The organism is Amycolatopsis sp. WGS_07 (assembly GCF_045278895.1).
GTDB lineage: Bacteria > Actinomycetota > Actinomycetes > Mycobacteriales > Pseudonocardiaceae > Amycolatopsis.
In genome coordinates, this window is record NZ_CP136053.1 from 512747 (window position 1) to 534524 (window position 21778).

Sequence of the window (21778 nt, forward strand, 5' to 3'; positions counted from 1 at the left end):
GTCACCTCCTCAGTGCGGCGTCGGGGCTAGTGCTGCCGAACCGAACACTTGCGGCGGCCAGGACGGCGAGGAGACACGCGATGTCGAGCGCGATGAGCAGCGGGCGCGCGTTGTCGGACGCGACGAGGCCGACGCTGTGTGCGAGCGCGACGGGCCAGCACAGGTAGGCGAGCCAGTGCACCGCGCGCCACAATCGCGGCGGGATTCGGGTCCTCAGCAGACTTGTCACGGTGATGGCGAGCAGCAAATCCACCGCGACCGCACCGACGCCAATCCAGAACGGCTCATATCCTGACACGAACGGAATGACGACGGCTAGCCAGCTGAGATCTACATAGCCGTCCACGACCGCGAAGACGATGTGTGCGGACAAAAAGGCGAGACTGGCCAGGGCGAGATTCCGGTGGAGGTCAGCGAGAGCGAAACGCGGCCACCGCCGGGTCGAGAACCGGGCGGAGTTGAGGAATCCGAGTACCACCACCGCTGTCGAGAACAGCAGCGCGACGATTCCGGTGGCACGACTGGAATACCAGAGCGCGGAACTCACGAAGCACGCTCCCGGCGATCTCCCGGCCAGCCCGCCGTCGTCCGGACCGCGCCGCGGGAACTCACCAGCCGTGCGGGCAATCCCCTTGCTCTGAGCCATTCCAGCGCCGCCACGCCCAGCACGATCGACGCGGTGCTCGCCGTGTTGGCGTCCACACAGGACTGTCCCGCTACGGAAACCGTCCGCCAGCACGGGTCCGCCGATTCGCCCGTCCGCGGGTCGACGATGTGGTGCAGCACGCGGCCGCCGCGTCGCCAAGTCCGTCGGGAGACGCCGGAGGTCGCCAGGCCGCCGCTGGTCAGGGTGATCGTGGTGTCGGCGTGGGCTACCGCGTCGGTGTGGTCGTCGCTGATCGCTACTTGCCAGCCGCCTGCCGGAGGTGGCCCTGCGACCGCCAAGTCGCCGCCGAGGTTCACCAAGACTCCGCAGCCGGTGTGCCGGGCGATTTCGGCGGCAGTTTGGTCTGCGGCAAAGGCTTTCGCGGTCGCGCCCAGGTCGAGCTTCACGCCGCGCGGCAGCACGACGATACGCCGCGCCGGTTCGAACAGCACCCAATGCGAGCCTGGCGCGGGGACCGGTGCCGCGGCCGGTCCGTCGGTGATCTCGGCGAAGTCCCGGTCGTAGCCGAGCGCCGCCATCGACGCGCCGACCGTCGGGTCGACCAGGCCGCCGCTCAGCCACGCGGCCCGCAATGCCGCCGACAGCACGTCGGCCAGCAGCGGGCTCACCTCCACCTCCCGGCCCGCAGCCCGGTGCAGGGCCGAAATCTCCGAATCCGCCCGGAAACGGCTGCATGCCCGATCCAGTTCGGACAGTCGCGTCCGCAGCAACGCGGTCGCCGGGCCGAGCGCCGCCTCTGCGGTGACGAGTACCTGCGCCGTCGTGCCCAGCGCGGGAAACGCCGCCGAGTACGGCCCAGTCACGACGCACCCGATCCGGTGTGCGCGTGGCCGGAACCGGAGCCGGGATCCTCCGCCGGCGCCCGCAGCTGGTCCTGGCTGGTGGTGCTTGATTCAGAGGAGGACGTCGTCAGCCCGTAGCCGATACCGCCGGCCGCCGCGACTCCGAGCACTGCCGCGACCGCCGTGACGAGCGCGGTCCGGTGCCGGCCGCGCGCCCGTTCCTCTTGCCGTCTCCTGATGTCCGGGTCCATGCCGGGGTCCTCTCCGGTGGTGGGAACACCCAGTCTCAGCCGCGTTTCTATGAACCCGCTGGGAGCGACCTGTCAGTTTGCTGCCAGTCACTACACTCCGCGCATGAGCACGGTCCTCGCGTGGGCGACGCTGGCGGTGTGGGCCGGACTCGCGTTGTGCCACAGCTGGTTCTGGCGCACCGACCAGCGCTTGCCCGAGCTGGGCCGGCCGGACAGCTGGCCGTCGGTCGCCATCGTGGTCCCCGCCCGCGACGAGGCCGACCTGCTGCCGAACACCCTGTCCACCCTGCTCCGGCAGAGCTACCCGGGCGACGCGCGAGTCATCCTCGTCGACGACGGCAGCACCGACGGCACCACCGAGGTCGCGCGCTCGCTGACTGTCCCCAATGGACTCCCGCTCACCGTCACCAGCCCCGGCGAACCACCGGACGGCTGGACCGGCAAGCTCTGGGCCGTCGCACACGGCGTCCGCGAGGCAGGCGACGTCGACCTCCTGCTCCTCACCGACGCCGACATCGCACACGGCCCCGATTCGCTGGAAACCCTCGTCGCCGCGTCCGGCAGCCGGGACTTGGTGTCCCAAATGGCCGTTCTGCGCACCGAAACGTTCTGGGAACGGCTGATCGTGCCCGCTTTCGTCTACTTCTTCGCGATGCTCTACCCCTTCCGCCGCGTGAACTCCGCCCGCTGGCGCACGGCCGCCGCAGCCGGCGGTTGCGTCCTCGTCCGCCGCTCAGCGCTCGAACGCGCTGGCGGGATCGCGGCGATCCGCGGCGCGCTCATCGACGACGTCGCACTCGCCCGTGCCGCTGCGTCCGCAGGTGGCCGGATTTGGCTGGGTTACGCGTCGAAGGTCTGGAGCGTCCGGCCATACCCGCGGCTCGCGGACCTATGGCAGATGGTGGCCCGCAGCGCGTACACCCAGCTGCGGCACTCGCCGCTGCTGCTGGCCGGGACCGTGGTCGGCATGATGGTCGTGTTCCTCGCCCCGCCGGTGCTCGCCCTGACCGGCTCCTGGCAGGCCGCCGCGGCGTGGGCCGTGATGGCGGCGACGTTCGTGCCGGTCGCGCGGTATTACCGGCAGCCCCTGGTCGCGGGGCTGTTGCTGCCGTTCACCGCGGGGCTGTACACGCTGATGACGATCGACTCGGCCCGCCGCCGGACTGGATGGAAGGGGCGCACGTACTGACCCGGGAGTTCATCTGCGCCGACGACGCCACGGGCGCATCGCGACCATCAGAGAACCTAAGAGCCCAGAAGTCGCAACTGCCGGAGCGCTCCCGCCGACGCCGCCGAGCCGCGCGCAGAACCCGGGAGAGCGAGTTCACACCACCCGGGGATGCACGTTCATACATCATCGTGCATAATCATTCCTATGTCCAAGGTGCTCACTTCCCTTCCCGTCGGCGAGCGGGTCGGCATCGCGTTCTCCGGCGGCCTCGACACGTCCGTGGCGGTGGCGTGGATGCGCGACAAGGGTGCGGTTCCGTGCACCTACACCGCCGACATCGGCCAGTACGACGAACCCGACATCGCGTCCGTCCCCGGCCGCGCGCACGCCTACGGGGCGGAACTCGCGCGGCTGGTCGACTGCAAGGAAGCCCTCGTCGAGGAGGGGCTCGCCGCGCTGACCTGCGGTGCGTTCCACATCCGCACCGGCGGCCGGGCCTACTTCAACACCACCCCGCTCGGCCGCGCGGTCACCGGCACCCTGCTGGTGCGCGCGATGCTGGAGGACGACGTCCAGATCTGGGGCGACGGCTCCACCTACAAGGGCAACGACATCGAGCGGTTCTACCGCTACGGCCTGCTGGCCAACCCCGGGCTGCGGATCTACAAGCCGTGGCTCGACGCGGCGTTCGTCGGCGAACTCGGCGGCCGCAAGGAGATGTCCGAGTGGCTGCAGGCGCACGACCTGCCCTACCGCGACAGCACCGAGAAGGCCTACTCCACCGACGCCAACATCTGGGGCGCCACGCACGAGGCGAAGTCGCTGGAGCACCTCGACACCGGCATCGAGATCGTCGAGCCGATCATGGGCGTGCGGTTCTGGGACCCGGCGGTCGAGATCGCGCCCGAGGACGTCACGATCGGCTTCGAGCAGGGCCGTCCGGTGAGCATCAACGGCAAGGAGTTCGGCACCGCGGTCGAGCTGGTGCTGGAGGCCAACGCGATCGGCGGGCGGCACGGCCTCGGCATGTCCGACCAGATCGAGAACCGGATCATCGAGGCCAAGAGCCGCGGCATCTACGAGGCCCCGGGCATGGCGCTGCTGCACGCGGCGTACGAGCGGCTGGTCAACGCGGTGCACAACGAGGACACCATCGCCAGCTACCACAACGAAGGCCGCCGCCTCGGCAGGCTGATGTACGAGGGCCGCTGGCTCGACCCGCAGGCGATGATGCTGCGCGAATCGCTGCAGCGCTGGGTCGGCACCGCGATCACCGGCGAGGTCACGCTGCGGCTGCGGCGCGGCGAGGACTACTCGATCCTCGACACGTCCGGTCCGGCGTTCAGCTACCACCCGGACAAGCTGTCGATGGAGCGCACCGAGGACTCCGCGTTCGGCCCGGTCGACCGGATCGGCCAGCTGACCATGCGGAACCTCGACATCGCCGACTCGCGCGCCAAGCTGGAGCAGTACGCGAGCCTCGGCATGGTCGGCGGCACCTCCCACCCGAAGCTGATCGGCGCCGCGCAGGCGGCCGCGACCGGCCTGATCGGCGCGATGCCCGAGGGCGGGGCCGAGACGATCGCGTCGCGCGGCCGGGCCGACGACGTCGAACTGCTCGACCGCGCCGCGATGGAATCCGGCACCGACTGAGCTTTTTCCCACGGATGCCCGCGTCGGACCACCGGCGCGGGCATCCTCTATATACCAGCGTTCGCACCCCGCTAACGTCTCTATATTCGGGCCGAGGCTCCCGGCTAACGTGGCGGCGTGACCCCGATTTTCCAGCTGTCCGCCGACCACGTCACCGCCGAGGCCGCGCTCGACCCGATCGCCGCGACCCTGGACGGCGTGACCACCGACGCGACCGCGCTCACCGACTTCACCCCGGACGGGTTCGCCGCCCGCGCCGACCTGGCCCGGCGCACGCTGGCCGCGCTCTCGACGCTGACCGCCGAATCGCGCGCGGACCGGATCGCGGCCGCGCATCTGCGGGACAGTCTCGAGGCCGAACTGGCCTGGCACGAGCTGGACGAGCCGTTCCGCCAGGTCCAGGCCCATTTCGGCACGCTGAACATCCTCGCCGATTCGATCCGGCTGCTGCCGCGCGGCGACGCTGACGACTGGCACGTCCTCGCGGTCCGGATGGCCGGCGTCGAAACGATGCTCGACGGCTGGCAGAAGACGCTCCAAGCCGGTCTTGACCGCGGCCTGAGCGCGGCGCGTCGGCAGGCGCTGGAGACGGCGGCGCAGGCCGACCGGTACGCCGGTGTCCACAATGCACTCGTCGAGGAGTACGGCGACGGGCCACAAGCCGACGAACTGCGCGCCGCCGCCGAGAGCGCCCACCGCGGCTACGCGTCCCTCGCCCGGTTCCTGCGCGAGGATTACGCCCCATACGCCACCGAAACCGACGGCGTCGGCGCGGAACGCTACGCCGTCGCCGCACGGCTTTCCCTTGGTGCGGACATCGACCTTGCCGAGGCGTACGAATGGGGCTGGGCGGAACTGCAGCGCATCGAAACGGAGATCGCCGCAGAGGTCGCGAAAATCCAGCCCGGCGCGAGTGTGGCGGAAGTCCTCGCGCGGCTGGACGACGAGTGCGCGGTGCTCGGCGAAGAGTCCTATTTGGACTGGCTACGCGCGGCGCACGACCGGGCGCTGGACGCCGCCAGCGAGCACTTCGACATCCCGGAACCGTTGCGCGCCTTGGACGTCACGCTCGCTTACGGCTCCGCGTCCGGTTCGCCGTACTACACCGGCCCCGCCGAGGACGGCACCCGTCCCGGCCGCACGTGGTGGCCGCTTGGCGGACGAGAGCGCTTCGCGACCTGGTCCGAGCTGACGACGGTGTTCCACGAAGGCGTTCCCGGACATCATCTGCAGATCGGCGTCGCCAGCCTGGCCGGGGACTCGGTGAGCCGGTACGCGCGCGTGCACTCGTCGAGCGGTCACGCGGAAGGCTGGGCGCTGTACGCCGAACGCCTCGCGGACGAACTGGGCTGGTTTTCCGAGCGCGGCACCCGCCTCGGCATGCTCGCCGGCTCCGCGCTGCGGGCCGCGCGCGTCGTGATCGACCTCGGTTCGCACCTCGACCTGCCGCTGCCGGACGGCTCCCGCTGGGACTTCGACACCGCGTGCCGGTTCCTGCACGAGCGCGGACTGGCCGCGCAGCACCGCGTGCACGCCGAAATCGTGCGCTACCTCGGCTGGCCGGGCCAGGCGATCTCGTACAAGATCGGCGAACGCGCGTGGCTTCAGGCGCGTGCCGAAGCCGCCGCCAAGCCCGGGTTCACGCTGCGCCAATGGCATCGCGACGCACTCGCCGTCGGCCCGGTCGGGCTCTCGGCGTTGCAGGACGCGCTGCGCTAAGCCTTGGCCTCGCAGTCAGCGCACATCCCCCACCAGGTCACCTCTGCCTGATCCACCCGGAACCCCGGCACCGGCGCGGGTTCGAGGCACGGCGCGGCGCCGACCGCGCACGGCACGTCCTGGATCCGGCCGCAGCCGCGGCAGACCAGGTGGTGGTGGTTGTCGTGGGTTTCGAGTTCGAACCGCGCGGGCGAGCCCGCCGGTTCCAGCGGACGCAGCAGCCGGGCGCCGACGAGGTCGTCGAGCACGTTGTAAAGGCCCTGCCTGGACAACGCGCCGACGGCCCCGTCGGCGTCGAGCACCGTCGCGATCTCCGCGGCCGTGACGTGCGGGGTCCGCGCGACCGCGGCCAGCACCGCACGCCGCTGCGGCGTGTTGCGCAGACCCTTGTCGCGCAGGCGCGCCCCGAACTCGTCCATGCCCCGGATGGTACCCGCACACTTGACCCAGTCAATTTTAGCGTGCAGTGGCTCACACTTCCAGAGTTGACCCGATCTTACATTTGACTGGATCAACTGTGCGGACTACAAAGGAAGCGTGCTCACGACCTCCGCACCTACCCCGTCCAGCGCCGACGCCGGTGTCCGGCTCCGGCGCGCCGGCCTGCGCGTGACCACCGCCCGGCAGGTCGTGCTGGAAGTGCTGGCCGAAAACCCGCACGTGACCGTCGCGGAGCTGCTGCCGCCGGTGCGCGAACGGCTGCCGATGGCGTCCACCAGGGCGGTCCACGACGTGCTGGCCACCGGCGTCACCGCCGGCCTCGTCCACCGCTTCGACCACGTCGGCGTCGCGCAACGCTACGAACTTTCCGGCTTCGACCACCGGCACCTGCTGTGCGGCCAATGCGGCCGGCTGGAGGCAATCGCCGGCGCGCCGGCGGAATCGGCCGAGGAGACGGTGTCCGGCCTGTGCTCGCGCTGCGCCCCGGCCGAGTAGCCCTCAGCGGAACGCGGCGATATTGCGCGCCGCCCAGTCGGCGAAGGAACGCGGCGGGCGGCCGAGAACCCGCTCGACGTCCGGGCTCACGCGCAGTTCGGCCGGGGTCGGCGAGCTGAGGATGTCCAGGGTGTCGTCGGCGAGTTCGCCCGGCATGCTTTGGGTCATGCCCGCCTTGGCCTCGGCGCGGGTCAGCTCGTGGAACCGCACCGGCTGGCCGAGCGCGGCGGCCAGCGCCGCCGTCTGCTGGCGCGGCGTGATCACCTCCGGCCCGGTCAGCTCGTACACGCCGCCGACGTGCCGGTCGTCCACCAGGCACGCCGCCGCGACCTCGGCGATGTCCGCCGGATCGATGATCGGCACCCCGGTGTCCCCGAACGGCGCGGCAACCATCCCCTGCGTGCGGACGGATTCCGCCCACCACAGCGCGTTGGAGTCGAACCCGCCCGGCCGCAGGATCGCCCAGTCCAGACCGGACTCCCGCAGCGTGTCCTCCAGCGCGCGCATGGCGATCCGCGTCGTGCCGAACGGCCTGGTCGCCACGCCCAGAGTGGAGAGCAGGACGACCCGGCGGACCCCGGCGTCCGCCGCCTTCGCGATGAGGTCGGCCGGGTTGGCGCCGACCGCGTGCAAATCGCCGGACAGCAAGAGGAACAACGCCTTCGCCCCGGTCAGCGCGGGTTCGAGACTGGCCGGGTCAGCCAGATCGGCCACCACGTGCCGTACGCCGTCCGGCACCTCCGCGGCGTTTCGCGACACCGCCGTCACCTGCTCGCCCGCCTCGGCGAGCGCCCGCACCAACGGCCGTCCGATGTTTCCGGTAGCCCCGGTTACCACGATCATCTGCAGCTCCTTCTTCGATGTGCGTCCGAAGCTAGGCCGGTTCGCTTACTCTTCGTAAGGACATACCTTTCGGTAAGCTCGATACGTGACAGGAAGCGCGCAGTTCACCCCGGCCGTCCCCGAGCCGCGGTATGAGGTGTTTCACACCGACTGCCCCGCCCGCGCCGTGCTCGGCCACGTGACCAGCCGGTGGGGCGTCTGGATCCTCATCTCGTTGCGGGACAAGGAACTCCGGTTCTTCGAACTGCGCGAAAGCATCCAGGGGATCAGCGAAAAGATGCTCGCCCAGTCCCTGCGCGCCCTGGTCGAGGACGGCCTCGTCTGGCGTCGCGTCGAGCCGACCACCCCGCCCCAGGTCACCTACGGCTTGACCGAGTTCGGCCAGGAAGTCCGCGAACCCCTCGACGACCTCTTCGACCGCATCACCCAGCGGCTGGGCTCCCGGTAGCCGACCTCGAACCGGTCCGGCATTACCTCAGAGGTAATTTACATACAGACTGCATGTATGTATCTTCGCCGCATGACTACTTACGAGGAACTCGGCACTGCCCGGCACGTCAACCTCCCGCAAGGCGAGATCCGGTACTTCGAACGCGGACGCGGCCGCCCGGTCGTCTTCGTGCACGGCGTGCTCACGAACGCACTGCTGTGGCGCAAGGTCGTCCCCACCGTCGCGGACGCCGGATTCCGTTGCCTGGCCCCGGATCTGCCGCTGGGCGCGCATCCGGTCCCGATGCGCTCGGACGCCGACCTCAGCGCCGCCGGCCTCGCCACCCTGCTGGGCGACTTCCTCACCGCGCTCGACCTGGAGGACGTCATCCTGGTCGCCAACGACACCGGCGGCGCCATCACGCAACTGCTGCTCGCGCGATATCCGGAGCGAGTCGGACGGGTCGTGCTGACGCCGTCGGACAGCTTCGAGTACTTCTTCCCGCCGATCTTCCAGCCACTGCCGGCGATCGCGCGCGTCCCGGGCTCGATGACGGTGCTCGGCCAGCTGCTGCGGATCAAGCCGCTGTACCGGCTGCCGGTGCTGTTCGGCTGGGTCACGAAGCGTCCGCTGCCGCCCGACGTCGCGGAGGAGTACCTGGGCAAACTGCGGAAATCCCCTGGCCTGCGAAGGGATTTGCGCAAGTTCCTGCGCACCGTCGACTCCAGCCACACCCTCGCCGCGGCCGAAAAACTGCGCCAGTTCAAGCACCCGGTACTGCTGGTGTGGCCGCCCGAGGAAAAACTGTTCCCGATCAGCCTCGCGCACCGGCTCGCGGAGATCCTGCCGGACGCGGAGATCGTCGAGGTGCCGGACTCCTACACCTTCGTGTCCGAGGACCAGCCGGACGCTCTGGCCGGGCACATCACGCGCTTCGCCACCGCCATGGCAGATTAGGTGCGTGCGACGTACCCAGCAAGAACGCTCCGACGCGACGCGAGCCGCACTGATCAAGGCCGCCCGCGACCTCTTCGGCGTGCGCGGTTACCACGACGTGCCCGCCGAAGAAATCACGCGCACGGCAGGCGTCACGAGGGGCGCGCTGTACCACCACTTCGGCGACAAACTCGGCCTGTTCCGGGCGGTGGTCGAAGTGGTTGAGCGGGAACTGACCGCCGAGGTCTCCGAAGTCCTCGACAACGCACCGGACCCGCTCTCCGGCCTTTCGGGAGCACTGGGGGTGTTCCTGGACGCGTGCCTGCGCCCGGACGTCCGCCGGATCTCGCTGACCGACGCCCCGGCCGTACTGGGCTGGGACGCCTGGCGAGAACTCGAAGCGGAGTACGGCTTGGGCCTGGTAGCCGACCACCTGACGGCGGCGCGGGATGCCGGGTTGATCGTGGATACGCCGGTGGATGCGCTGGCGCAGCTGGTACTGGCGACGGTGATGGAAGCGGCGCGGATGATCGCGAACGCGGATGAGCCGGACCGGGTGCGGGGGGATGTGCAGCAGGTGTTCGCTGGGTGGCTGGGCGGGTTGTTGCGGACCGCTTAGGCGATCGAGCGGTTCAGAGCCGGATCGACTTCTGGTTCATGAACTCCTCAATCCCCGACGGCCCCAGCTCCCGCCCCATCCCCGACCGTTTGATCCCGCCGAACGGCAAATCCGCCTGCGACCCGCCGGATTTGTTGAAATACACCATTCCCGCCTCCAGCCGGTCCGCGGCGCGGCGCAACCGGACCGGGTCCGTGCCGAATACCGCCGCCCCTAAACCGAACGGCGAATCGTTGGCGATCTCAATCGCATGATCATCTGATTCCGCCCGGAACAAGATCGCCACCGGGCCGAAAATCTCCTCCCGGTAAGCGTCCATCTCAGGCGTGACGTCAGTCAGGACGGTCGCCTCCAGATATGCCCCCTCGCCTCGGCGACCGCCGGTGCGCAGCGTCGCGCCCTGCTCCACCGCGCGGGCTACCTGAGCAGCGACTTCGTCAGCAGCAGCGACAGAAGCCAGTGGCGGCAACTTCACTGCCGGATCCGACGGATCGCCCGGCACGTAATAGTCCGCGACCCGCTTGGTGAAGCGGTCCACGAACTCGGCATAAAGGTCAGATTGGACGATAATCCGCTTGGGAGCATTGCAAGACTGCCCGCAGTTTCGCATCCGCGCAGTCGCGACCGCATGGACCGTTTCGTCCAAATCCGCGGTGTCGAGGACCAGCAACGGATCCGCGCCGCCGAGTTCCAGCACGCACCGTTTCAGGTTCCGGCCCGCCTCGGCCGCGACGGAGATGCCGGCTTGCTCGCTGCCGGTCAGGGAAACGCCTTGGATGCGCGGGTCAGCGAGAATCGACGGGACCTGGCGGCTCGAGGCGAAAATGTTCACGTACGCATCGTCCGGTACGCCTGCTTCGTGCAGGATTTTCTCGATCGCCAGCGCCGAACGCGGGCAGATCGACGCGTGTTTGAGCAGGATCGTGTTGCCCAGCACCAGGTTCGGCGCGACGAACCGGGCCACCTGATAGCACGGGAAATTCCACGGCATCACGCCGAGCAGCGCGCCGATCGGTTCCTTGCGGATCACCGCGGACCCGCCGCGGATGGCCAGCGGCTGGTCGGCGATCAGGTCCGGGCCGCGGTCGGCGTAGTAGCGGAAGATGTCCACGACGATGCCGACCTCGCCGCGGCCCTCGTTGATCCGCTTGCCCATCTCCAGCGTCATGACGGCGGCCAGTTCGTCGGCACGTTCCTCGAAAAGATCCGCGGCACGCGCGACGATCGCCGCCCGTTCCGCCACCGGGCGGTCGCGCCAGCTGCGGTATCCGCTGCCGACGCGCTCGATCGCCGCGCGGACCTCCTCGTCGGTCGCGTTGTCGATTTCCTCGATCAGCTGACCTGTGGCCGGGTTGGTCACCGTGTACATCGCGGTCTCCCTGCGGTCGGTATCCTCCTCGACATCATATTGCATACAGTATCCTGTGTATAGATGACACAGGGTAGCCGGTTCTTGACCGAGCGCGGGCGGCCGAGTATGGTCTAGACCACAAATCTCCCCACCCCTTCGCCCGCGCACCACCCCACCGCGGGCTCGTCGGTCGTGCCCTGGCCCGGCCGATCGCCCTCCGGCGCGGAGCGGGCCCGGCTTCGAAGGAGCCACCATGCCCCGCAAACGCACGATCCTCGCCGCACTCGGCGGCGCGGCGCTCGCTCCGGTGCTGATGCTGATCGGACCTGGCATCGCCAGCGCGCACGGCTACGTCAACTCCCCGCCGAGCAGGCAGGCCCAATGCGCGGACGGAACGGTGTCCTGCGGCGACATCCAGTGGGAACCGCAGAGCGTCGAAGGACCGAAAGGCCTGCACAGCTGCAGCGGCGGCGTCGACCGGTTCGCCGACCTCGACGACGACAGCAAGGGCTGGAAGGTCACCCAGGTCGGCTCGCAGGTCACCTTCAACTGGGTGTTCACCGCGCGCCACCGCACCCTCGACTACCAGTACTTCATCGGCGGCACCGAGGTCGCGAACTTCAGCGGCAACGACTCGATCCCGCCGGAAACCGTGTCGCACCAGGTCGATCTGAGCGGCTACAGCGGACAGCAGAAGGTGCTCGCGGTGTGGAACATCGCCGACACCGACAACGCCTTCTACGCCTGTATCGACTTGAACGTTTCCTGACCGCGCGAAGGCCCCGGGCAGCCGGGCGGAAATCTCCGCTCCGGCTGCCCGGCGCTATCCGGCGAACGCCTCGGCGACGGCGAGGCTGTCTTCGTAGACGTGGTACCGCGTAATCAACCCTCCGCCGACGGTCAGGCGGACCGCGAAGCTCGTCGCGAAACGTTTGCCGGTCAGTTTGACCGTTTGGGTGCTCGTCCCGAGCAGCACTGCGGGATGATGCGGTTCCGGCCAGCTAAGCTGCGCAGGAATTCGTCGATCTCATGTTTCATGCCCGGAAGCTCACTGACATCTTGTGTCAGCGCGCGGTTTCGGCGCTCCGCTTGCCGACCAGGAACCACAGCATCGGCCCGAGGAACGGCGCGCAGAACGCGAAGATCACCCACACCGCCTTCATTCCGAAGCCAAGCGGACTGCCGAGCACGCTCACCAGCGCGCCAAGGAACAGCAGTACCGGAAACGCCACCAGCACCGCGATCCCGGCAACGGCGGCGAATTGCAGGCCTTGGTGGACGGTGTCGGCCAGGACGGCGGTCATCGGATTCCTCTCTCACAGCGGGCTGAAACCCATTGTGCGAGCGGAGCTGCCGCGCCCGGATCGGCTTGACGGCTCGATCCGGGTACAGCTTAAGTCGTAGTCCACAGTGGACGTCAGGCTCCGAAGAACTCGAGCAGCCCCGCCGGCGCGTCGTCGCGGAAACAGATCTCCAGGCTTTGCGCCGACTCCTCGGCCGATTTCGCGCTGCGCGGGAACAACGCGGCCTCGTACTCGGCAAGCGCGCGTTCGACGTCACCCGAGTGCCGCGCGAGCGCGAGCCCCAACTCGGCACCGTCGAGCATGGCGAGGTTCGCGCCCTCCCCCGCGAACGGCGACATCAGGTGCGCGGCGTCGCCGAGCAGCGTGACGCCGGGCACCCGCGCCCACGAATGTCCGACGGGAAGCGCGTGGATCAACCGCGGAACCAGGTCGCCGTCCGCGTCCGCGACCAGGGCACGGAGCCGGTCGGACCAGCCTTCGAAGTGGCTCAGGATGGCGGCCTTGGCGGCGTCGCGGTCGGTGAAGTCGATGGACGCGGTCCAGGTTTCCGGGACGCGCAGAGCGACGTAGACGTGCAGGCTGCCGTCCGGTTCGCGGTGCGCGAGAAAGCCTTTGCCCTCGCCGAGGGAGAAGCTCATGCCGCCGCCGAGGAGGTCCGCCGCGTCCGGGTGCCGGGAGTCGGCTTCGAGGAGGTCGATCTCGACGAAGGAGATCCCGGAGTAGGCCGGTTTGTCCGGCGAGACCAGGGGACGGATCCGCGACCAGGCACCGTCGGCTCCGACGAGCAGGTCCGTCGTGAGGGACGTGCCGTCCGCGAGGGTGAGCCGATGCCGCCCGCCGGACAGCGATTCGGCGGCGGTGACCTTCGTACCCCAGCGGACGGTGCCCGCCGGCAACGAGTTGAGCAGGAGGTCGCGCAGCGCACCGCGGTCGACTTCCGGCCGGTCGCCGCCACCGTCGTCCACCTCGGAGAAGAGTAAGGCGGCGGTGCGGTCGTAGATGCGGGCTTCCTGGCCGCCGGAGTGGATCAGGGTGCTGAATTCGGCATGCAGGCCGGCGGCGTGGAGGGCAACCTGGCCGGAGTCCTCGTGGATGTCGAGCATGCCGCCCTGCGCGCGGGCGGACGGGGACGCGTCGAGGTCGAGGACGGTGGCTTCGATGCCGTGGACGTGCAGGACGCGGGCGAGGCTGAGACCGCCGAGGCCGGCGCCGACGATGGTGATGGTCATGGGAGTGCTCCGTTTCTTTCGCGGTGCTGTGTTGACGGCTAGCTTAACGAACATGTTCGTTACGAACAAGTTCGCTATAGAGTGACGGTGGTCAACTCTGGGTAGAGCCGCGGGGTCCGAGTCCGGCCGAACGGGGCGTGCTGAACTGTCGAGTCACGCTGACGGCGGCCGCCCGCTCGCCGCCACGATTCGCCAACCTGATCGCCCAGCGTTGGATCCGACCAAACGGTCACTCGATTGGTGGCGACCCAGATCACCTTATGGGGCCGGAACATTCGCGGGCTTGGCGCGTTGTACAGGGTGTCGGTACGGAGGTGCCCCCGGGCCTCACCTTCTGCCTTCCAGGAATACCGGTTCGGCCGGAGCCTGGTCGTGCCACTCGCCGCGAGGCGGCCCCCGTACCGGCGCACAACCACCCGGTCCGCGCCACTGCTCCCCCCAGACGCGGAACGGGATCCGGTGCTCCTGCTCCCGCCGGCCGGTAACCCCCAGCCGGTCCGGACGGAGAGCGGGAGCACACCCCTCGTATGCGGGAATGTTCTTGGCCCGCAACGAGTTCTACTGAATAGCGACGCTGTCCTCAAGGAACACTCAGCCACCCCGTCCGCCGCGGCGTCTCCCCCAGTGCCCCGCGCGGACGGGGACCCCGCGCCCCCGCTCCGGCACCCGCATCGGCCGGACGCGTGGGGCGCCCAGCCTGCCTCGCCGACCGCGGGGCACCCCTTCACCACGGCTGTCGCGAGGTGCGCCCGGATCGTTTCGCTCGCCACGGGCATCCAGAGCACTTCGCCCACCGCTGTGCCCCGCGCACGACTTCGCTCTCCGCAGGACACCAGACCACCTCGCTCGCCGCGCCACCTCTCCCCCACGGTCGCGCGAGCGGGGACATGTGCCCGCCCGGCCGCCGGATCCCGACCGGACCGGCCGGGCGGCGCACCCCCGCTCAGCCGATGCATACGCGTTGGTTCAGCCGATCCGCTCACAGCGGCCCAACCGCTCCGCTCGCGTCGGTTCAAGCGAACCAACCGCAGGACTCAGCCGATCCGTTTCCGGTAACTCGACCGAACCACGCGCACAGCCCACCCGAGCCACTCACGACGGCTCAACTGAACCACGCGCACGGCCCACCCGAACCACCCACGACGGCTCAGCTGAACCAATCACGAGGTTCGGCCGAACCGCTCACATGGCTCGGCCGACCCGCTCGCAGGATCCAGCCCGATCCGTTCCCAGCGACTCAGCCGATCCACTCGCAGCACTCGGCCGATCCGCTCGCACAGTTCGGCCGAGCCGCTCACGGCAGCTCACCCGGCCCAAAGCGCAGGCCCACCCGACCCAGGTGCTGGGTCCAGCCGCTCCACTTCGCCGTGGCTCAACCGAACTACTCGCGGAAGCTCAGTCGCCCCCTCACGGCGGCCCACCCAACCCAGGCGCAGGGCCCAGCCACTCCACTCGCCGTGACTCCACCGAGCCACTCGCGGAAGAAGCTCAGTCGATCCACTCGCGAGCGTCGCGCAGCAACCCCAGCATTCCGGAGACCAGCCGCATCTGGTCGACCGTGCGGATGTCCGCCTCGAGCAGCTTCGGGGAGCACACCAGGACCGCAACGGACTGCGCACGTGACAGGGCGACGTTCAAACGATTACGGGACAACAGAAAATCAAGGCCTCGTGGCAAGTCTACCGCCGACGAGGACGTCATGGTGGTCACCACAACGGGTGCTTCTTGCCCCTGGAACCGGTCCACCGTGCCGACTCGGACGTCGCCGAAGCCGGCGTCGGACAGGGCGCGCGTCACCACCCGCGCCTGCAGGTTGTACGGGGCTACGACTAGGAAATCGGCGTCGGTGAGCGGGCGGCCTTCCCAGGATCGGCCGTGCAGCGACTTGATCACCGACACCACCTGCTCGGCTTCTTCCACCGAACGCGTGGTGTTCCCGCGATGCTCGACCGAGGCAAGATAGAGACCTGAGGGGAAGCCGTCTATCGAGCGCTCCGCGGTGGGGTGCGAGTGCAGCAAACCGGCGTACGACAGGTTCGAGACCGGCGCACATACGGCGGGGTGCATGCGGCGCGTCAGGTCGAGGAAGTACCCGAGTTCCGGCGGGATGATGTCGGCGTCGCCGATCAAGTGGCCCAGTGCCGAAGCCTCCGCGCCAGCCGGATGCGTGCCCTGTACCACCTGCGGCAGCTGCTGCGGATCTCCCAGCAGCACAACGTTTTTCGCGCACATCGAAACCGCGAGCGCGTCCGCGAGGGCGAACTGACCGGCCTCGTCGATCACCAGGACGTCGAACGGTTCTTCGCGCACGGCGGCGTTGGCGAACGTCCATGCCGTGCCGCCGACCAGGTGACCCATGTCGTGTTCTTCACGCCAGCGTACCAGCGCGTTGTTGTTTTTCGGCTGTTCCCAAGGCAATTCCGGATCCGGCGTCCGCTTCGCGCGCTTGGCGCAGGCCATCTCCGGTGCGTTCTCCATCGCCGCCGAAAGCACGTTCTCGACCGCTTTATGGCTGTTCGACGTGACGCCGACGGTCCGGCCCGAACGCACGAGATGCGCGATCAGTTTTCCGGCCAGGTAAGTCTTTCCGGCCCCGGGCGGGCCTTGGACGGCGAGCACCGAACCGTCCAGTTTGTCGACCGCAGTGATCACCGTGGCGACCAGATCTTCCCCCGGTTCGGGCAAACCGCCGCGCAGCCGGGGGATGCGGCGGAGCAGATCGACGCCGGGGTGTGACGGAAGCGCGGGCAGAGTTTCCCCGACCAGCCGGGCGAGATCGGCGACCGCCTCGTCCTTCGGCGACGGGCGGACTGGACTGCCCGGCAGGACGGCGGCGGGACGGTCGTCGGACGTCCGGTCCGGCGCGCTGCTCTCTTCCAGGGTCACTTCGACGGCCGTCGCGGACACGACTTTCGCGTCGCGAGCGTCGGCGCCGTAACGCAATCGCACGTCGTCGCCGGGCGCGAACGGGTGCGGACGGTCCGGGTCGCACTTCACCACCAGCGTGCGTTTCGCGGTGCGCAGCCTGCCGGACGGCGGCACCCACTCGCCCGCGGTCACCGACACCGGGACCGCACAGGTCGTGTCCACTTCGAGGTCGCTGAGCGGGGCGGCCAGCTGCCGGAAGAACTCCCACCACGCGGGGTTCGTCTCGCGGCGGTGGTAGCCAACGGAGGCGGCGAGCAGGGCGCGGGCGTGGTCGTCGGGAGTGAAGTCCGCGGGGTCCTCGGGGAGGCCGTCCAGGAGCGGGTCGACCAGCGCCGCCATCGCGGCGGCGCGTTCGGCTCGGCGCTGGGCCGCTTCCTCTTCTTCGGTGCGGCGGAGCAGAGCGTCCACTTCGGACTCCGGGTCCGGCTCCGCCAGGGCGATTCCGGCTTCGGTGCGCACGCGGTGGAGGAATTCGTGCAGGCGCAAGGTGGAGACGCAGTCGTACTCGTTGTAGTCCGCGATGCCGCGCAGGATTTCGTCGGCTTTTTCGGCGTCTCCGGCGGAGGAGAGCGTCAGGTAGTCCTCATACGCCTCGATGCTCGACGCCGCCGTTTTTACGTCGCCGTCACGGGCTTCCGGCATGTACAGTGGTTCTAGATACTTGATCGAATACGACCGCTGTCCTACCCGCAAAGCCTTGCGTACCACGGCATACAGGTCGATCATCGCGCCGCTGCGCACCAGCTCGTCCACGGCTTCCTCGCGCGTGCCGTGGACGGCAGCGAGCCGCTTGATCGCCGTGACCTCGTACGGCGCGTAGTGGTAGACGTGCGCGTCGGGGTGCTCGGCGAGCCGTGCGGTGGCGAAGTCGATGAACTCCTCGAACGCTCGTTTCTCCTGCGCGCGCGAGTGCGCCCAGAAGGGTGTGAAGCGCTCGTCCGGGGTCACCGCGCCGAAGAGGTACTCGAGGCCGGTGCCAGCCAGCGCGTACGGGTCGCCTTCCATGTCGAAGAAGACGTCGCCGGGGCTGGCTTCGGGCAGTTCGGCGAGCGCGTCCGGGGCGATGATTTCGTAGGCCAGTTCACCGGTTTCGTCCTGCCGGACCTGGATCGCGGCCTGCGCGCGCAACGAGGCGAACGTGCCCTCGGACATGTCGCGCGGACGGTCGGCGGGCTCGGCACTGGCGAGCGCGTCGATGGTGCCGAGCCCGGCGGTGGCCAGCTTGCGCCGCTGCTCGCTGCGCATGCCGGCGACCAGCGACAGATCCCGGTCCGCCTCGCGTGCGGACGCGCAGTGGTCGGCGAACGCGCATCCGGTGCATGCCGGGCGCTCGTCGGCCCAGATCCGGTCGGGCAGCTGCGGCGAACGGTCCTGCAACCGGTCGCGGAGCCGGTCCACGAGCGGGAGGAAGTCGTCGACGCGGAGGCTGCGCGTGCTGCCGTCGCCCAGCAGCAGATGCATTTCCGGGCCGGTGGGCCAGCCGCCGCGCCGGAGCGCGTCCGCATACGCGGTGAGCTGCACGACCGCGGACGGCTTAGCGTGCCGGGCGAGTTTCGTGTCGTAGACCTCGTAACGGCCCTGATCGTCGCGCAAGAGGAAATCGGCGCGTCCGGAGAACTCGCCGTCGTGGAACACCGCCTGGTAGACCACCGGCGCGCCCGCTCGCAACGCTTCCTCAGTGGCTTTCGCCGCGACGACCGGATCGTGCTCCTCGATCTCGACGACCTGCGTCCGCTCGCCGCGCAACCGGCTGAGCGTGGCCGCCTCGTGCGCGCGACCGTGCTTCACCGCCAGCCGATCGGGTGCCGAACTGGGCCGCGGCGCGCCGGGTATCCCCGCCGCCAGCGCCTGCTTGAGGATGCTCCGGTGCTCGCATTCGAGCAGGTCAGCGAGATCAGACGGCGTGTACATCGCCCGGCAGTCTGTCACGGCGGGCGGCGGGTCCCGGCAAGGCGGGCGCCGACACGCCGCCCGGAATTGTCGGTGGTGGGTGGGATGCTCTTGGAGTGCGCGGGAACAGGGAGGAAAGGAGCTGGTGACGATGGAGGTGAGTGTTTGGAGGAGATGCGGATGACGGTGCGAATGGGCGGTGGGTAGTCGTGTGGTGACGTGCGTTCGGCTTCGTGGCTGGGTGGCTGGGCGGCTTCGTGATCGGTCTGGGCGGAGGTTGATCACGGGCGACCGGTCAGTCGGGCGGCTCGGGTGGGCGAGGTCCTGGCTCGAGGGCGCGACCCTGGCTCGAGTGGGCGAGATCCTGCTGTGGTGTGGCGGCAGATTGCGGTGGGCAACGGCAGGGTGTCCTGGGCATGGTCTGTCGACATGGCCAGCCGGCGTGCAACCGGCCTGAGCCCCGGGCGCGACGGCGACCTAGCGCGGCGGTGAGCCAGCGAGGCACGTTCAGCGACGTGTCCCTGCCAGCTCGATCGCTTCGGCATAGGCCGCACACGGCTCCCCGAGGTGGCCCAACCGGCGCGGCAGCAAGTCGGTATGCGACCGACCCGGAACCGCTAGACGCTACGGCAACTCGGCACGGCAGCAAGTCGGTGTGCGTCTGGCCCGGAACCGGTGGACGCTACGGCAACTCGGCACGGCAGCAAGTCGGTGTGCGACCAACCTGGACCCGGTGGACGGCTACGGCAACTCGGCGCGGCGGCGGGCGAGCGAGGCACGCTCGGCAGTGTTCCCCGCCAGCTCGATCGCCTTGTCGTACGCCGTGCGTGACTCCTCGACGCGGCCCAAGCGGCGCAGGAGGTCGGCGCGGGTGGCGTGGTACGGGTGGTAGCCGGCGAGCCGGTCCGCGAGGGTGTCGACCGCGGTCAGTGCCGCGTCCGGGCCGTCGAGTTCGGCGACTGCGACGGCGCGGTTCAGTGCGACGATCGGGGACGGGTCCACGCGGACGAGCTGGTCATAGAGGGCGAGGATCTGCGACCAGTCGGTCTCGCGCATGTCGCGGGCGGACGTGTGCACGGCGTTGATCGCGGCCAGGATCTGGTAGCGGCCCGGAGCCACGTCGTCGGCGGCAGCGGCTAGGCGTTCGCGCACCAGGCGGTGGCCTTCGGCGATCAGGGCCCGGTCCCAGGCTGTGCGGTCCTGCTCGTCCAGGGCGACCAGTTCGCCGGCGGGTGAGACGCGGGCGGGGCGGCGGGCTTCGGTGAGGAGCATGAGGGCCAGCAGTCCGGTGGCCTCGCCGTCGCCGGGCAGGAGTGCGCGGATCAGGCGGGTCAACCGGATCGCCTCGGTGGTCAGGTCGTGCCGGATCGGGTCGGTGCCGGGGCCGGTGGCCAGGTAGCCCTCGTTGAATACCAGGAAAAGCGCGGTCAGTACGCCGGCGACGCGGGTCGGGAGGTCGTCGGTCGACGGCACCTGGTACGGGATGCGGGCCGCCTTGATCTTGGCTTTCGCGCGGGTGATCCGTTGCCCCATGGTGGTTTCGGCCACCAGGAAGGCGCGGGCGATCTCGGGCACGGTCAGGCCGCCGACCATGCGCAGGGTCAGCGCCACGCGGGCTTCCGGGGCCAGAGCCGGGTGACAGCAGGTGAAGATCAGCCGGAGCCGGTCGTCGTCGATGGCGCTCGGAGGCTCGGGCGGGGTGTCGTCGTGCACCGCGTGGGCCTCCTTGTGCTTGTCGTCGCGTTTGGTCTCGCGGCGGAGCCGGTCGATGGCTTTGCGGGCGGCGGTCGTGGTGAGCCAGGCGCCGGGGTTGGGCGGCACGCCGTCGGACGGCCATCGCTCCACCGCGGTCGCGAAGGCTTCGGCGGCGGCTTCTTCGGCGATGTCGAGGTCGCCGAAGCGTTTGGTCAAGCCGGCGACCACCCGGGCCCATTCCTCGCGGTGAGCCCGGGTGATCGCCTCCTGGACGTCGCGCACGCTCATCCGGCCAGGAACGGCCGCACCTCGACCTTGCGGTTGCACGCCTTCGACCCCTCGGCGGCGAGCTTGAGCGCCACGTCAAGATCCGGAGCCTCGACGACCCAGAAACCGGCGAGGTACTCCTTGGACTCCAGGAATGGACCGTCGGTGACCAGGCTCGCCCCGTCCCGGTTGTCGAGGACGGTGGCGGTGTCCGGCGCGGCGAGGCCGCCCGCGAAGACCCAGTGGCCCTCGGTCTGGAGCCGGTCGTTGAACACGTCGATCGCGGCGTGTTCCTCCGGGGTGGCGAGGCTGGCCTCGTCGTGGACGACGGAAATCAGGTACTGCATCCGAGGATCATCTCCTGTGCGGTCGAAAAGGGATACGGTCAGCGGCCCGCGTACTGCGGACGTCCGGCGGGGCACCAGACCTGGGTCGTCACGCCCTTGGTGTCCACTCGCGACTCGACCAGGTCGAGCGCCAGATCCGGGCCGTTCTCCGGGAACAGCCGCTTGCCCTGTCCGACGATCACCGGGATCACGAGCAGCGTCATCTCGTCGACCAGGCCGTGCTCCAGCAGCCACCGGACGAGGGTGCCGCTGCCGTGCACCTGCAGTTCGCCGCCCGGTTTGGCCTTCAGATCCGCGATGGCGGCCGCCAGGTCGCCGGACAGGACGCTGGCACCCGGCCATCCCGGATCGGTGAGCGTCGCCGAGGCGACGTACTTCGGCCGCGCGTTCAGCGCCCGCAGGATGGGCTCCCGGCCGGGAACGTCCTGGACCGTCAAGGATCCCCACGAGCTGGCGAAAAGCTCGTAGGTCCGCCGGCCGAACAGGAAAGCGTCGGCGCGCTGGTAGGTCTCGTTGATCAACGCCACGGTTTCGTGGTCGCCCTTGCCCAGCGCCCATCCGCCGCGCTCGAATCCGTTCCGGCGGTCCTCGTCCGACGCGCCGCCGTTGCCCTGCACGACTCCGTCGACGGTCACCTGGGTCATGGTCGTCAGCTTCATGATCGCGGTCCCCTTGACTCGGCGCCGCCCCTCGCGGGCGGCCTCACCCCTGCTACGAAGACCGCCCTCCCGATCCGACACCGCGTCCCGAAGTTTCTCGG

The 21778-nt window shown here is 69.5% G+C and carries 21 protein-coding genes; 8 read left to right on the forward strand and 13 right to left on the reverse strand.

What is annotated here, in order from left to right; genetic code table 11:
* Nucleotide 1 precedes the first annotated feature (1 nt).
* Genes RPX00_RS02295 through RPX00_RS02305 form a run of 3 tightly spaced genes read right to left on the reverse strand, consistent with a single transcriptional unit; the run spans nucleotide 2 to nucleotide 1700 of the window.
* Entirely contained in the window at nucleotides 2-547 is a 546-nt protein-coding gene (locus tag RPX00_RS02295; RefSeq protein ID WP_406636993.1) for a ferric reductase-like transmembrane domain-containing protein, read from the reverse strand.
* Nucleotides 544-1470: an FAD:protein FMN transferase gene (locus RPX00_RS02300; RefSeq protein WP_406636995.1), complete on the reverse strand. Its 927-nt coding sequence runs from the start codon at nucleotides 1468-1470 to the stop codon at nucleotides 544-546. Before RPX00_RS02300 ends, RPX00_RS02295 begins: the two co-directional genes overlap by 4 nt.
* Nucleotides 1467-1700: a hypothetical protein gene (locus RPX00_RS02305; protein WP_406636997.1), complete on the reverse strand. Its 234-nt coding sequence runs from the start codon at nucleotides 1698-1700 to the stop codon at nucleotides 1467-1469. Before RPX00_RS02305 ends, RPX00_RS02300 begins: the two co-directional genes overlap by 4 nt.
* Nucleotides 1701-1803: 103 nt before the next feature.
* Between RPX00_RS02305 and RPX00_RS02310 the strand changes: the two genes are divergently transcribed.
* From RPX00_RS02310 to RPX00_RS02320, 3 genes are all read left to right on the forward strand, one after another.
* Nucleotides 1804-2889: a glycosyltransferase gene (locus tag RPX00_RS02310; RefSeq protein WP_406636999.1), complete on the forward strand. Its 1086-nt coding sequence runs from the start codon at nucleotides 1804-1806 to the stop codon at nucleotides 2887-2889.
* Nucleotides 2890-3075: 186 nt separating this feature from the next.
* The gene (argG, locus tag RPX00_RS02315; protein WP_344272209.1) at nucleotides 3076-4524 is read left to right on the forward strand and encodes an argininosuccinate synthase; all 1449 of its coding nucleotides are present in this window, start codon (nucleotides 3076-3078) and stop codon (nucleotides 4522-4524) included.
* A 117-nt stretch (nucleotides 4525-4641) separates the two neighbouring features.
* Nucleotides 4642-6243, forward strand: coding sequence for a DUF885 domain-containing protein (locus RPX00_RS02320; protein WP_406637001.1), 1602 nt, complete (start codon nucleotides 4642-4644; stop codon nucleotides 6241-6243).
* Here RPX00_RS02320 and RPX00_RS02325 read toward each other — a convergent pair.
* Nucleotides 6240-6662, reverse strand: coding sequence for a Fur family transcriptional regulator (locus RPX00_RS02325; protein WP_406637003.1), 423 nt, complete (start codon nucleotides 6660-6662; stop codon nucleotides 6240-6242). The genes RPX00_RS02320 and RPX00_RS02325 overlap by 4 nt on opposite strands.
* 118 nt (nucleotides 6663-6780) lie before the next feature.
* Between RPX00_RS02325 and RPX00_RS02330 the strand changes: the two genes are divergently transcribed.
* Nucleotides 6781-7179, forward strand: a complete 399-nt coding sequence (locus tag RPX00_RS02330) for a Fur family transcriptional regulator (protein ID WP_406637005.1) — start codon at nucleotides 6781-6783, stop codon at nucleotides 7177-7179.
* Between the two features lie 3 nt (nucleotides 7180-7182).
* On the opposite strand, the gene RPX00_RS02335 is transcribed toward RPX00_RS02330, so the two are convergent.
* Entirely contained in the window at nucleotides 7183-8022 is an 840-nt protein-coding gene (locus RPX00_RS02335) for an SDR family oxidoreductase (RefSeq protein WP_406637007.1), read from the reverse strand.
* A gap of 85 nt (nucleotides 8023-8107) precedes the next feature.
* Here RPX00_RS02335 and RPX00_RS02340 point away from each other — a divergent pair, with 85 nt between their 5' ends.
* The 3 genes from RPX00_RS02340 to RPX00_RS02350 all read left to right on the forward strand — a co-directional run bounded on the left by RPX00_RS02340 (nucleotide 8108) and on the right by RPX00_RS02350 (nucleotide 10007).
* Nucleotides 8108-8470 carry a winged helix-turn-helix transcriptional regulator gene (locus RPX00_RS02340; RefSeq protein ID WP_406637009.1) on the forward strand — a complete coding sequence of 121 codons (363 nt, stop codon included), beginning with the start codon at nucleotides 8108-8110 and terminating at the stop codon, nucleotides 8468-8470.
* Nucleotides 8471-8542: 72 nt separating this feature from the next.
* Nucleotides 8543-9409, forward strand: coding sequence for an alpha/beta fold hydrolase (locus RPX00_RS02345; RefSeq protein WP_406637010.1), 867 nt, complete (start codon nucleotides 8543-8545; stop codon nucleotides 9407-9409).
* Between the two features lie 4 nt (nucleotides 9410-9413).
* Nucleotides 9414-10007, forward strand: a complete 594-nt coding sequence (locus RPX00_RS02350) for a TetR/AcrR family transcriptional regulator (RefSeq protein WP_406637012.1) — start codon at nucleotides 9414-9416, stop codon at nucleotides 10005-10007.
* Between the two features lie 13 nt (nucleotides 10008-10020).
* Here RPX00_RS02350 and RPX00_RS02355 read toward each other — a convergent pair whose 3' ends face one another.
* Nucleotides 10021-11376 (reverse strand): NAD-dependent succinate-semialdehyde dehydrogenase, encoded by a 1356-nt coding sequence (locus RPX00_RS02355; RefSeq protein WP_406637014.1) that lies wholly within the window; start codon nucleotides 11374-11376, stop codon nucleotides 10021-10023.
* A 235-nt stretch (nucleotides 11377-11611) separates the two neighbouring features.
* Here RPX00_RS02355 and RPX00_RS02360 point away from each other — a divergent pair, with 235 nt between their 5' ends.
* Nucleotides 11612-12127 (forward strand): lytic polysaccharide monooxygenase auxiliary activity family 9 protein, encoded by a 516-nt coding sequence (locus RPX00_RS02360; RefSeq protein ID WP_406637016.1) that lies wholly within the window; start codon nucleotides 11612-11614, stop codon nucleotides 12125-12127.
* A 54-nt stretch (nucleotides 12128-12181) separates the two neighbouring features.
* Here the strand turns inward: RPX00_RS02360 and RPX00_RS02365 are convergent, their stop codons facing one another.
* From RPX00_RS02365 to RPX00_RS02395, 7 genes are all read right to left on the reverse strand, one after another.
* Nucleotides 12182-12334 (reverse strand): nuclear transport factor 2 family protein, encoded by a 153-nt coding sequence (locus tag RPX00_RS02365; protein WP_406637018.1) that lies wholly within the window; start codon nucleotides 12332-12334, stop codon nucleotides 12182-12184.
* Between the two features lie 88 nt (nucleotides 12335-12422).
* Nucleotides 12423-12662 carry a PLDc N-terminal domain-containing protein gene (locus RPX00_RS02370; protein ID WP_406637020.1) on the reverse strand — a complete coding sequence of 80 codons (240 nt, stop codon included), beginning with the start codon at nucleotides 12660-12662 and terminating at the stop codon, nucleotides 12423-12425.
* Nucleotides 12663-12775: 113 nt separating this feature from the next.
* On the reverse strand, nucleotides 12776-13891 hold the full coding sequence (locus RPX00_RS02375; protein ID WP_406637022.1) for an FAD-dependent oxidoreductase: 1116 nt from the start codon (nucleotides 13889-13891) through the stop codon (nucleotides 12776-12778).
* A 1488-nt stretch (nucleotides 13892-15379) separates the two neighbouring features.
* Entirely contained in the window at nucleotides 15380-18730 is a 3351-nt protein-coding gene (locus RPX00_RS02380) for a TM0106 family RecB-like putative nuclease (protein ID WP_406637023.1), read from the reverse strand.
* Between the two features lie 720 nt (nucleotides 18731-19450).
* Entirely contained in the window at nucleotides 19451-20686 is a 1236-nt protein-coding gene (locus RPX00_RS02385; protein ID WP_406642733.1) for an RNA polymerase sigma factor, read from the reverse strand.
* A gap of 2 nt (nucleotides 20687-20688) precedes the next feature.
* Entirely contained in the window at nucleotides 20689-21018 is a 330-nt protein-coding gene (locus RPX00_RS02390) for a YciI family protein (RefSeq protein WP_406637025.1), read from the reverse strand.
* Between the two features lie 38 nt (nucleotides 21019-21056).
* Nucleotides 21057-21677 carry a dihydrofolate reductase family protein gene (locus tag RPX00_RS02395; protein WP_406637027.1) on the reverse strand — a complete coding sequence of 207 codons (621 nt, stop codon included), beginning with the start codon at nucleotides 21675-21677 and terminating at the stop codon, nucleotides 21057-21059.
* Nucleotides 21678-21778 lie beyond the last annotated feature (101 nt).

Coding starts and splice junctions, on each gene's coding strand:
- RPX00_RS02335 (WP_406637007.1), bottom strand. CDS start 8,022: ATGATCGTGGTAACCGGGGCTACCGGAAACATCGGACGGCCGTTGGTG.
- RPX00_RS02325 (WP_406637003.1), bottom strand. CDS start 6,662: ATGGACGAGTTCGGGGCGCGCCTGCGCGACAAGGGTCTGCGCAACACG.
- RPX00_RS02390 (WP_406637025.1), bottom strand. CDS start 21,018: ATGCAGTACCTGATTTCCGTCGTCCACGACGAGGCCAGCCTCGCCACC.
- RPX00_RS02345 (WP_406637010.1), top strand. CDS start 8,543: ATGACTACTTACGAGGAACTCGGCACTGCCCGGCACGTCAACCTCCCG.
- RPX00_RS02375 (WP_406637022.1), bottom strand. CDS start 13,891: ATGACCATCACCATCGTCGGCGCCGGCCTCGGCGGTCTCAGCCTCGCC.
- RPX00_RS02360 (WP_406637016.1), top strand. CDS start 11,612: ATGCCCCGCAAACGCACGATCCTCGCCGCACTCGGCGGCGCGGCGCTC.
- RPX00_RS02380 (WP_406637023.1), bottom strand. CDS start 18,730: ATGTACACGCCGTCTGATCTCGCTGACCTGCTCGAATGCGAGCACCGG.
- argG (WP_344272209.1), top strand. CDS start 3,076: ATGTCCAAGGTGCTCACTTCCCTTCCCGTCGGCGAGCGGGTCGGCATC.
- RPX00_RS02355 (WP_406637014.1), bottom strand. CDS start 11,376: ATGTACACGGTGACCAACCCGGCCACAGGTCAGCTGATCGAGGAAATC.
- RPX00_RS02370 (WP_406637020.1), bottom strand. CDS start 12,662: ATGACCGCCGTCCTGGCCGACACCGTCCACCAAGGCCTGCAATTCGCC.
- RPX00_RS02305 (WP_406636997.1), bottom strand. CDS start 1,700: ATGGACCCGGACATCAGGAGACGGCAAGAGGAACGGGCGCGCGGCCGG.
- RPX00_RS02395 (WP_406637027.1), bottom strand. CDS start 21,677: ATGAAGCTGACGACCATGACCCAGGTGACCGTCGACGGAGTCGTGCAG.
- RPX00_RS02310 (WP_406636999.1), top strand. CDS start 1,804: ATGAGCACGGTCCTCGCGTGGGCGACGCTGGCGGTGTGGGCCGGACTC.